Genomic DNA, 9859 nt, shown 5'->3' with positions numbered 1-9859 from the left:
GCCATGCTCGGCAGGGGCATTACCGGGAACGCCTCTGCCGAGCATGGCTCGGCACTACAGGTGACATTTTCCCGGCAAGCCCAATGCCGAGCACGGCTCGGCACTACAGGTGACGCCTTAGGACTTCATGCGTTCCCAGAAGCCCTTTACGCCGTCGATGAAGGTTGCCGACTTCGGCGAGTGCTTGCGCGCTTCTTCGCCGATGAACGTAGCTTCAAACTGCTCCAGCAACTTGCGCTGCTCAGCCGTCAGGTTCACCGGGGTTTCCACCACGACGCGGCAGTACAGGTCGCCTTCGGTACGGCTGCGCACCGACTTGACGCCCTTGCCGCGCAGGCGGAACAGCTTGCCGGTCTGGGTCTCGGCCGGGATGCGGATTTCCGCCTCGCCGCCCAGGGTTGCGACACGGATAGCGTCGCCCAGCGCTGCCTGCGAGATACGCACCGGCACTTCGCAGTGCAGGTCGTCGCCGTCACGGGTGAAGATCGCATGCTCGCGCACGCGCACTTCCACGTACAGGTCGCCCGCCGGGGCACCGGCCGGGCCGGCTTCGCCTTCGCCCTGCAGGCGGATGCGGTCGCCGGTATCAACGCCTGCCGGCACCTTGACCGACAACACCTTGTCTTCCTCGACACGGCCATTGCCATGGCAGGTCTTGCACGGCTTGCTGATGATCTGACCGCGACCATCGCAGTTATGGCAGGCCTGCTGCATCGCGAAGATGCCACGCTGCACGCGCACCTGGCCGCGGCCACCGCAGACATTACAGGTCTCGACCTTGCGGTCTTCCGAGCCACTGCCGTCGCAATCACCGCACTCGGCCAGCGTCGGGATCTCGATGCGGCGCTCAACGCCGGCCACCGCTTCTTCCAGGTCCAGCTCCATCACGTAGCCGATGTCGGCACCGCGACGCGGCTGGCGCGGACCACCGCCACCTCCGAAGATATTGCCGAAGATGTCGCCGAAAATATCGTTCATGTCCGGACCACCCGGACCACCCCCGCCACCCATGCCGTGTTCGAACGCAGCGTGGCCGTGGGCGTCGTACATGCGCCGCTTATTGCCGTCGGACAGGGTTTCGTACGCCTCCTTGCACTCCTTGAAGGCAGCTTCAGCGGCAGCGTCGCCCGGGTTGCGGTCCGGGTGGTGCTTCATCGCGCAACGGCGATAGGCCTTCTTCAGCTCTTCATCGGTGGCGGTGCGGGCTACGCCCAGTACTTCGTAATAATCGCGTTTCATCGGCACATGAGGTTCTGTAATCGGGGTTGGGAATCAGGGACGAAAAGCCTGGTATTGCAGATACCGGAAGGGGATCCGGAAGCCGGAACAGTAGTCCCGGACCCCGAATCCCCAGTTACAACACCGGCCTTGCTTACTTCTTGTCGTCCTTGACTTCGGTGAACTCCGCGTCCACCACGTCGTCATTGGACTGGGCACCGGCGTCGCCGCCCGGAGCCGGACCGCCCTGCTCACCAGCCGAAGCGGCGGCAAACAGCGCCTGACCGGCTTCTTCCAGCGACTTCGACTTGGCTTCGATCTGTGCCTTGTCGTCGCCCTTCATCGCGGTTTCCAGATCGGCCAGTGCAGCTTCAACCTTGCCGATCACGTCGCCGCCAACCTTGCTGCCATGCTCGGTGATGGCGCTGCGGGTGGCGTGGATCAGACCGTCAGCCTGGTTGCGGGCCTGCACCAGCTCCTGGAACTTCTTGTCTTCTTCGCGGTTGGCTTCCGCGTCGGCGACCATGCGTGCGATCTCTTCCTCGGACAGACCCGAACCGGCCTTGATCTCGACCTTCTGTTCCTTGTTGGTCTTCTTGTCCTTGGCCGACACGTGCAGGATGCCGTTGGCGTCGATGTCGAAGGACACCTCGACCTGCGGCATGCCGCGCGGTGCCGGCTCGATGCCGGACAGGTCGAACTTGGCCAGCGACTTGTTGTAACGGGCCTGCTCGCGCTCACCCTGCAGCACGTGCACGGTCACGGCCGACTGGTTGTCCTCGGCGGTCGAGAAGGTCTGCGAGGCCTTGGTCGGAATGGTGGTGTTCTTCTCGATGATCTTGGTGAACACGCCACCCATGGTCTCGATACCCAGCGACAGCGGGGTCACGTCCAGCAGCAGCACGTCCTTGACGTCGCCGCCCAGCACGCCGCCCTGGATCGCAGCACCCAGTGCCACGGCTTCGTCCGGGTTGACGTCCTTGCGCGGTTCCTTGCCGAAGAACTCGGTAACAGCCTGCTGCACCTTCGGCATGCGGGTCTGGCCACCGACCAGGATCACTTCGCTGATGTCGCTCGAACGCAGGCCGGCGTCATTCAACGCAACGCGGCACGGCTCGATCGACTTCTTGATCAGCTCTTCGACCAGGCTTTCCAGCTTGGCGCGGGTCAGCTTGATGTTCAGGTGCTTCGGACCGGAAGCGTCTGCAGTGACGTACGGCAGGTTCACTTCGGTCTGCTGCGCGGACGACAGCTCGATCTTGGCGCGCTCGGCGGCGTCCTTCAGGCGCTGCAGGGCCAACGGATCCTTGCGCAGGTCGATGCCCTGGTCCTTCTGGAACTCTTCAACCAGGTATTCGATGACGCGGTTGTCGAAATCTTCGCCGCCCAGGAAGGTGTCACCGTTGGTGGCCAGCACTTCGAACTGCTTCTCGCCGTCGACGTTGGCGATCTCGATGATCGACACGTCGAAGGTGCCGCCGCCCAGATCGTAGACAACGATCTTGCGATCCTTGTTGTCACCCTTGTCCAGGCCATAGGCCAGGGCAGCCGCGGTCGGCTCGTTGATGATGCGCTTGACGTCCAGGCCGGCGATGCGGCCTGCGTCCTTGGTTGCCTGGCGCTGGCTGTCGTTGAAGTAGGCCGGCACGGTGATGACCGCTTCGGTGACCTTCTCACCGAGGAAGTCTTCGGCGGTCTTCTTCATCTTTTCCAGCACGCGGGCAGAGATTTCCTGCGGCGCCATCTTCTTGGCATCGCTGGTCTGTACCCATGCATCGCCGTTGTCATGCGCCAGGATGCCGTACGGCACGTGGGCGATGTCCTTCTGCACTTCGGCGTCGGTGAACTTGCGGCCGATAAGGCGCTTCACCGCGTAGAAGGTGTTCTTCGGGTTGGTGACGGCCTGACGCTTGGCCGAGGCACCCACCAGTACTTCGCCGTCCTTGGTGTAGGCGACGATGGAGGGCGTGGTGCGATCGCCTTCCGAGTTTTCAATGACGCGGGCCTTGCCGCCGTCCATGATCGCCACGCACGAGTTGGTGGTGCCGAGGTCGATACCAATGATCTTGCCCATGGGGGACTCCTGAGATTCGTTTGCCGGCAGCCGCCGGGGATGAATGGGATATGGGGAAGGACCTGATGACATTCAAGTCATCCCCGGAACACTGTTTGCCGGCGGCCGCGCCTGATTTAGGCAGCGGCCAGCCAGCGCGGCCGATCAGTCGGCCTGGGCCACCACAACCAGTGCCGGCCGCAGCAGGCGCTCGTTGAGCAGGTAGCCCTTCTGGAACACGGTCACTACCGCGCCCGGGGCCACGCCAGCCGGTGCCGGCACCTGGCTGATGGCCTGGTGATGCTCCGGATTGAAGGCCTGGCCGGCCGGGTCCAACAGGACCAGACCGTTGTCAGCAGCTACTTTGAGCAGCTGCTTGTAGGTCAGTTCCATACCTTCGCGCAGCGGATTGGGCTCACCGCCAGCGGCAGCCAAGCCTGCATCGAGGCTGTCGAACACCGGCAGCAACTCGCCAAGCAGCTTCTCGTTGGCGAACTTGCGGGCCTGGTCGATGTCACGGGCCACACGCTTGCGCTGGTTCTCCAGGTCGGCGCGTTCGCGCAGCGATTCGGCCTTGACCTGCTCCAGCTCGGCACGCAGCGCCTCGATCTGGTCGTGCTGCGCGTCGTCACCGCCCATGGCTGCGTTCTCGGGGTCGAATTCAGTGTGCTCTTGGTTCATTTCCGGTTCCTTGGCGGATGTTCTGCCGCCTACCCCGACCCGTATGTGGGCTGTACCGAGAGTTTCAAGGCTCCGGCTCACTCCATGAGACGCTTTGTTCCTAATCTGTGCCGGTCACCGCCTGTCCTACATTGACCTATCCAGCCCGCATGCTAGTTTTGCGCGGCCCCTAGACCTGCCCGCCATGCTCAGACATCTATCGATCAAGGATTTTGCCGTTGTCCGCGCCACCGAACTTGAGTTCGGGCCAGGCATGACTGTTGTTTCCGGCGAGACCGGCGCCGGCAAGTCATTGATGGTGGACGCATTGGGCTTCCTGTCCGGCCTGCGTGCCGACTCCGGCGTGGTCCGCCACGGCGCCAGCCGCGCCGAGTTGTCAGCCGAATTCAGCCTGGACGACGACGCTCCGGCACGCAGTTGGCTGCGCGACAACGAATTGGACGACGAAGAACAATGCCAGCTGCGGCGGGTGATCCGCGCCGACGGCGGCTCCCGCGCCTTCATCAACGGCCGCCCGGTACCGGTATCGCAACTGTCTGAACTGGCAGGCTTTCTGGTCGAGATCCACGGCCAGCACGACCAGCAGGCGCTGCTATCACGTCCCAGCCAGCTGGCCCTGCTCGATGCCTTCGCCCGCAACGAGGCCGAACGCGCCGCCGTACGCAACGCCAGCACCCAGTGGCAGGCATTGCTGGATGAGCGCGATGCGCTGTCCCAGCAAGGCGACGTTTCCGACCGGATCGGCTTTCTTGAGCACCAACTCGGTGAGCTGCAGCGCGAAGACCTGGAGCCGGCAGCCATCGCAGCGCTTGGCGCCAGCCACCGCCGCCAGGCCCATTCCACCGCATTGATCGAAGCCTGCCAGCGCGCTGGCGGCCTGCTCAATGGCGACGAGGACGGCCCTTCCCTGCTCTCGCTGCTGCAGCAGGTGCGAAACGAGCTGGGCCGCGTCAGCCAGCACGACGCCCGCCTCGGCGAGGTCGATGCCATGCTCGATGCCGCCGGCATTCAGCTGCACGAGGCGCTGGCCCAGCTCGACCGGGTCCAGGACGACTTGGACAGCGACCCGGAAGCCTTCGAGGACATCGAGCGTCAGCTGAGCCGCCTGCACGACCTGGCCCGCAAGCACCGCGTGCCAATGGAAGAACTCGCCGCCACCCGCGACCGCCTCGAAGCCGAGCTGGAGCAACTGCGCGGCGCCGACGAGCGCCTGGCCAAGCTGGCCGGCGAGATCGACAAGGCCACCGCTCGCTGGCAAGCCGTTGCAGCAACACTATCAAGCAGCCGCCAAGCTGCTGCCGCCTCGCTCTCGGACACCACCACCGCGCTGATCGGCGAGCTGGGCATGGGCGGCGGCCAGTTCCTGATCGAACTGGAGCCCCAGGCACAGCTGCGCCCAGACCCGAATGGCGCCGAGCGGGTCGAGTTCCTGGTCGCCGCCAATGCCGGCCAGCCAGCCCGCGCCCTGCGCAAGGTCGCCTCTGGCGGTGAGTTGTCGCGCATCTCCCTGGCCATCGAAGTCGCCGCACTGGGCCTGGACGCCGTACCGACCATGGTTTTCGACGAAGTGGATTCAGGCATCGGCGGCGCCATCGCCGACATCGTTGGCAAGAAGCTGCGCGCCTTGGGCGAACGCCGCCAGGTGCTGTGCGTGACCCATCTGCCGCAGGTCGCCTCCAAGGGCCACAGCCATTACCGGGTCAGCAAGGCACCGGTGGAAGGCATGACCCAGAGCGCGGTTGAGCTGCTGGATGCCAAGGGCCGCGAAGAGGAACTTGCGCGCATGCTGGGCGGAGCTGAAGTCAGCAAGGAAGCACGGGCGGCGGCGCGGAAGCTGCTGACGGAAGCCTGACAGCGGGCAGCCCGGGCTTTGGGCCCGGGCTTTGGGCCTTGGCTTTGGCCTTGGCTTTGGCCTTGGGCTTGGGCTCTGCCCCTGGCTCCGGCTCTAAAGCCCCTCTCCCGCCTGCGGGAGAGGGGTTGGGGTGAGGGGAGCTGTTGGCTCCTGAGGCCCTGCTCCAAAAGCACCCCTCCCCGCCCCTCCCCTTCGCTGCGCGAAAGGGAGGGGGTAGAAGCAACCGCACAAACAAAAACACCGGCCATTGGCCGGTGTTTTCAATTCAGCAGCAACGGCCCAGAGGCTGCGCCGCCAAAGCCTTACTTACGCTTCTTGCGCACATAGAGCACCAACGAGTGCTCCTCCAGCTCGAAACCGTGTTCCGCAGCGATCTTCCGCTGCAGCTCCTCGATTTCCGGGCTTTCGAACTCGATGATCTTGCCCGAGTCCACATCGACCATATGGTCGTGGTGGCCGCCGCGGTCCAGCTCGTAAACCGCCTGGCCGCCTTCAAAATTGTGCTTGAGGACCAGCCCGGCCGCCTCGAACTGGGTCAGCACGCGGTAAACCGTGGCCAGCCCGATCTCATCACCGCAATCAAGCAGCTGGCGGTAGATGTCTTCGGCGGTGAGGTGGTGGTGTTGGGGGGTGTTCTGTTCAAGCAGGGCAAGGATGCGCATCCGCGGATGCGTTACTTTCAAGCCGACTTTGCGCAGGTCATTGGATTCCATAGCCATCGTGTTCATTGGCGGTTTAACGCCAGTTATCTCCGGTCAGATCGCGCTGGGTGCCGGGGAGTGTATCATCGACCTGATTTCCTCAACCGCCCTACCTAATGCGCAACCTACTGTTGATCGCCGTTGTCGCCCTGTCCACTACTGGCTGCGGCATCATCTACAAGCAGCCCATCTATCAGGGCAACCTGATCCGTGAACAGTCCGTGGCGCAGTTGCAGGCCGGCCAGAGCAAGCAGCAGGTCAACGCGCTGCTGGGCACGCCGTCCATTGCCGACCCCTTCCACGCCCAGCGCTGGGACTACACCGCCAGCCAGCGGGTGAATCGCCTGGGCAAGACCGAGGTCAAGAACTTCACCGTGTTCTTCGAGAACGACCTGGTCACCCGCTGGGAAGGTGAGTACTTCCCGACCCAGGACGGCGACCTGGCACGTAACAGCGTGCGTCAGTTCGGCCGCAACCTGGCCAAGGACAAGAAGAAGGGCCGCTGATCCAGCGCCCCCTTCGCAGGGTCAATCGCCGCCGCGCGCCCGCCGGCGGCGATTTTCTTTGGGGTCAGCCAGCAAGGGGCGTAGCAGCTCGACCCGGTCACCGTCCCGCAGCAACTGCTGCGGACGCGCCAGCACGCCGTGCACCGCCATTGCCGCCGCGACAGCGCCATCCAGCGCCGCCTCGGCCACCGCATCAGCGACCGTGCAGCCCTCTGGCAGCTCAAGCTGCTGCAGCTGGTAACGGTCCGGCCAGGCCAGCACCACCTCTACACGCATCGCTCAGAGTTCCTGATCGGCCACGCGCACGAAATCGTTGACCATGCGATCGGCCAAGCCCTGGAAGCCCAGCGCCAGGGCCGGCCCGAGCAGGCGCGAGGTCGGCTCGAACTCCAACTCCAGGCTGACCTTGCAGGCGCTCTCGGACAGGGCGTGGAACTCCCAGCGGCCGTGCAGGCGCTTGAACGGGCCTTCCCGCAGCTTCATATCGATGCTGTGCGGGCGCTGCAAGGTGTTTTCGGTCATGAACCAGGTCCGGAACGAACCCAGCCCCAGATCCAGCCGGGCAACCAGTCGCTCCTCGCCCTGCTCCAGGATTTCCGCTTTGTCACACCAGCGGAACCGGCCAGGATAGGCGGCGACATCATTGACCAGGTTGAACATGCGCTCGGCGGAGTGTTCGACCAGCGCGCTGCGACGAATGGTAGTCATGGCAATACAGAAAGTGTTCGGGGAGCCCCCGAATCGGAGACAATACGGAAATGAGCACGAAACACAGCAAGGATAAAGCAAAGAACGGGACGGCCGACAAAACCATCTCGTTGAACAAGCGCGCGCGCCACGAATACCACCTGGAAGAGCGGATCGAAGCGGGCCTGGTGCTGCAGGGCTGGGAGGTCAAGGCCATCCGCGCCGGCCGCGGCAACATGACCGACGCCTACGCCTATGTGAAGGATGGCGAGATCTACCTGATCGGCGCGCAGATCACCCCGTTGATCCAGGCCTCCACCCACACCATTCCGGAAGACCGTCGCCAGCGCAAACTGCTGCTGCACCGTCGCGAGATCGACAAACTGATCGGCCGGGTCGAGCGCGATGGCTACACGCTGGTGCCAACCGCGATGTACTGGAGCAAGAACAAGATCAAGCTCGAGATCGCACTGGCCAAGGGCAAGCAGAACCACGACAAGCGTGATACCGCCAAGGAACGCGACTGGGCCCGCGAAAAGCAGCGCGCGATGCGTGCCCACAACCGTAACGCCTGATGTCGACACGGCGCGCGGTGCAGGTCGCCAGCGCGCAGGATGTGCAGGCGCTGTGCGCACGGCTGCTGGCCTTCAATCGCAAGGCCAGCGGCAATAGCTTCGATGAACTGCCACTGCAGCTGGCCAGCCATGACCGGGACGGAACACTGCGCGGCGGATTGCTCGGCGACGTCTGCGCAGGCTGGCTCGCCATCCATGTGCTGTGGGTCGATCCGGAGCTGCGCGACCAAGGATTGGGCAGCCAGTTGCTGCTGGAAGCCGAACAACAGGCCAAGGCCGCAGGCGCACACAGCGTTGTGCTGGATACCTTCGACTGGCAGGCCGAAGGCTTCTATCTACGCCACGGCTATGAAGTTTTCGGCCGCCTGCCCGACTTTCCGCCCGGCCACGAGCGCATCTACCTGCGCAAGACGCTTTAGCCCATCAATATCCGGCGCAGATGGCGCCGCTGGGTTCCGGGTGCCTGCAAGGCCGCGTACAGCACGCTCAGGCTGACCACCTCGCTCAACTCGGCAGCTTTGTGGTCATCGCCACCGAGCCACTGCCTTGCTTCTTCGGCAGCTTCCGGCGGCAACACCGCCAGGATCGCGGCATAATCCAGGCCATCAACCTGCAGCTGCAGCGCGCGTGAGAACCGCCATACCCGCGCGGTATGGATCAGCAACTGGGCCAGTCCCAATACCATCGTGACGAACGCAACCCGCTCCACTCCGGCGGCCGCGAGTCCAGACCAAGCCGATTGCAGCACCAGCAACAGCACTACCGCTACCAGATAGACACCAAGCCAGCGCTGACGCACTCGCCGCACCCAACCCAGAAGCCCAGCGCAGAGCAGCAACACCAGCGGTGCGAGCTGCGACCAATAGCTCCGCCCCAACCACGTCGTGATCAGCACAACAACCGCCAGCAACAGATAGAGCGAAACCGGCGCCAGCGCGCGTCGCCGAAACCCGGTTCCAACTCCACCCGCCAACAATCGCAGGCAGCGCTTCTGCATGACCACTTCCACCGTCGCAAACTTGATTGCAGCCATGGTCCGCCGGCAAACGTCGCAGAAAGGTCGGTGCTGCGTTAAGCCTCACCTGGTGCGTTCAAGTTGATGCGACATCGCAGCCGCACGTAGTCATGAAGATTGTTGACTAGACTGGCGCCCCACCAAGGAGTTCTTTGACGATGGATCGCTGGTACACCGCAACGCTGCTGTCGCTGATCGTTCACCAGATAGATGCCGCCTACTGGCACGAATGGGAGATGTTCCATGTGCCCGGCGGCATACAAGGCTTTCTGTTGTTCAACCTACTGGCAGTGGGCCTGCTGCTCCACGGCTATCGGCAAGTGGCGTTGGCTACGCCACAAGCGAGGCGTTATGCCCTGCTCTGCGGCTGCATTGGCGTGCTAACCGCCCTGCTCCACGCCGGCTTTGCCGCAGCAGGCAAACACCAGTTCGATCTGCCTCTATCCGACGTCCCCCCGCTTTCAGTAGCGGGGCCCTTTAGAGTCCAGATTTAATCGTAGCGGCTTTGGCCGCCAACTGTTGGGCATAGGCGGCCGGTGTCAGGCCGCCCAAGATCTTCTTCGGTCGTTCC

12 protein-coding genes are annotated in these 9859 nt (G+C 63.8%); 5 read left to right on the top strand and 7 right to left on the bottom strand.

Translation table 11 applies throughout. The annotated features are described in order from the left end of the window. Positions 1-117 precede the first annotated feature (117 nt). The 3 genes from dnaJ to grpE form a co-directional block, all read right to left on the bottom strand. On the bottom strand, positions 118-1239 hold the full coding sequence (dnaJ, locus tag QMX78_RS17715) for a molecular chaperone DnaJ (protein ID WP_282271988.1): 1122 nt from the start codon (positions 1237-1239) through the stop codon (positions 118-120). A gap of 133 nt (positions 1240-1372) precedes the next feature. Continuing rightward, complete coding sequence (gene dnaK, locus QMX78_RS17710) at positions 1373-3292, bottom strand: molecular chaperone DnaK (protein ID WP_282271986.1); 1920 nt, start codon at positions 3290-3292, stop codon at positions 1373-1375. Positions 3293-3436: 144 nt separating this feature from the next. Then, entirely contained in the window at positions 3437-3952 is a 516-nt protein-coding gene (gene grpE / locus QMX78_RS17705; protein ID WP_282271984.1) for a nucleotide exchange factor GrpE, read from the bottom strand. 184 nt (positions 3953-4136) lie between these two features. On the opposite strand from grpE, the gene recN reads away from it, so the two are divergent. Continuing rightward, complete coding sequence (recN, locus tag QMX78_RS17700) at positions 4137-5804, top strand: DNA repair protein RecN (protein WP_282271982.1); 1668 nt, start codon at positions 4137-4139, stop codon at positions 5802-5804. Positions 5805-6106: 302 nt separating this feature from the next. On the opposite strand, the gene fur is transcribed toward recN, so the two are convergent. After that, on the bottom strand, positions 6107-6517 hold the full coding sequence (gene fur, locus QMX78_RS17695) for a ferric iron uptake transcriptional regulator (RefSeq protein WP_282271992.1): 411 nt from the start codon (positions 6515-6517) through the stop codon (positions 6107-6109). A 104-nt stretch (positions 6518-6621) separates the two neighbouring features. Here fur and bamE point away from each other — a divergent pair, with 104 nt between their 5' ends. Beyond that, positions 6622-7011, top strand: a complete 390-nt coding sequence (gene bamE, locus QMX78_RS17690) for an outer membrane protein assembly factor BamE (RefSeq protein ID WP_282271980.1) — start codon at positions 6622-6624, stop codon at positions 7009-7011. Positions 7012-7032: 21 nt separating this feature from the next. Here the strand turns inward: bamE and QMX78_RS17685 are convergent, their stop codons facing one another. Then, on the bottom strand, positions 7033-7287 hold the full coding sequence (locus QMX78_RS17685; protein ID WP_282271978.1) for an RnfH family protein: 255 nt from the start codon (positions 7285-7287) through the stop codon (positions 7033-7035). 3 nt (positions 7288-7290) lie between these two features. Further along, positions 7291-7719, bottom strand: coding sequence for a type II toxin-antitoxin system RatA family toxin (locus QMX78_RS17680; RefSeq protein ID WP_282271976.1), 429 nt, complete (start codon positions 7717-7719; stop codon positions 7291-7293). Positions 7720-7769: 50 nt separating this feature from the next. Between QMX78_RS17680 and smpB the strand changes: the two genes are divergently transcribed. After that, positions 7770-8273, top strand: coding sequence for an SsrA-binding protein SmpB (gene smpB, locus QMX78_RS17675; RefSeq protein WP_282271974.1), 504 nt, complete (start codon positions 7770-7772; stop codon positions 8271-8273). Then, positions 8273-8692 (top strand): GNAT family N-acetyltransferase, encoded by a 420-nt coding sequence (locus tag QMX78_RS17670; RefSeq protein WP_282271972.1) that lies wholly within the window; start codon positions 8273-8275, stop codon positions 8690-8692. The genes smpB and QMX78_RS17670 overlap by 1 nt, the downstream gene beginning before the upstream one ends. Here the strand turns inward: QMX78_RS17670 and QMX78_RS17665 are convergent. Beyond that, on the bottom strand, positions 8689-9306 hold the full coding sequence (locus tag QMX78_RS17665) for a hypothetical protein (RefSeq protein ID WP_282271970.1): 618 nt from the start codon (positions 9304-9306) through the stop codon (positions 8689-8691). The two genes, QMX78_RS17670 and QMX78_RS17665, sit on opposite strands and share 4 nt — an antisense overlap. A 140-nt stretch (positions 9307-9446) precedes the next feature. Between QMX78_RS17665 and QMX78_RS17660 the strand changes: the two genes are divergently transcribed. Next, the gene (locus tag QMX78_RS17660; protein WP_282271968.1) at positions 9447-9782 is read left to right on the top strand and encodes a DUF6713 family protein; all 336 of its coding nucleotides are present in this window, start codon (positions 9447-9449) and stop codon (positions 9780-9782) included. The last annotated feature ends 77 nt before the right edge of the window (positions 9783-9859 follow it).

This window comes from Stenotrophomonas sp. PS02298 (assembly GCF_029959445.1).
In the GTDB taxonomy this organism is placed as follows: Bacteria; Pseudomonadota; Gammaproteobacteria; order Xanthomonadales; family Xanthomonadaceae; genus Stenotrophomonas.
This window is presented reverse-complemented; position numbering and strand designations above follow the sequence as displayed.

Coding starts and splice junctions, on each gene's coding strand:
- dnaJ (WP_282271988.1), bottom strand. CDS start 1,239: ATGAAACGCGATTATTACGAAGTACTGGGCGTAGCCCGCACCGCCACC.
- dnaK (WP_282271986.1), bottom strand. CDS start 3,292: ATGGGCAAGATCATTGGTATCGACCTCGGCACCACCAACTCGTGCGTG.
- grpE (WP_282271984.1), bottom strand. CDS start 3,952: ATGAACCAAGAGCACACTGAATTCGACCCCGAGAACGCAGCCATGGGC.
- recN (WP_282271982.1), top strand. CDS start 4,137: ATGCTCAGACATCTATCGATCAAGGATTTTGCCGTTGTCCGCGCCACC.
- fur (WP_282271992.1), bottom strand. CDS start 6,517: ATGGAATCCAATGACCTGCGCAAAGTCGGCTTGAAAGTAACGCATCCG.
- bamE (WP_282271980.1), top strand. CDS start 6,622: ATGCGCAACCTACTGTTGATCGCCGTTGTCGCCCTGTCCACTACTGGC.
- QMX78_RS17685 (WP_282271978.1), bottom strand. CDS start 7,287: ATGCGTGTAGAGGTGGTGCTGGCCTGGCCGGACCGTTACCAGCTGCAG.
- QMX78_RS17680 (WP_282271976.1), bottom strand. CDS start 7,719: ATGACTACCATTCGTCGCAGCGCGCTGGTCGAACACTCCGCCGAGCGC.
- smpB (WP_282271974.1), top strand. CDS start 7,770: ATGAGCACGAAACACAGCAAGGATAAAGCAAAGAACGGGACGGCCGAC.
- QMX78_RS17670 (WP_282271972.1), top strand. CDS start 8,273: ATGTCGACACGGCGCGCGGTGCAGGTCGCCAGCGCGCAGGATGTGCAG.
- QMX78_RS17665 (WP_282271970.1), bottom strand. CDS start 9,306: ATGGCTGCAATCAAGTTTGCGACGGTGGAAGTGGTCATGCAGAAGCGC.
- QMX78_RS17660 (WP_282271968.1), top strand. CDS start 9,447: ATGGATCGCTGGTACACCGCAACGCTGCTGTCGCTGATCGTTCACCAG.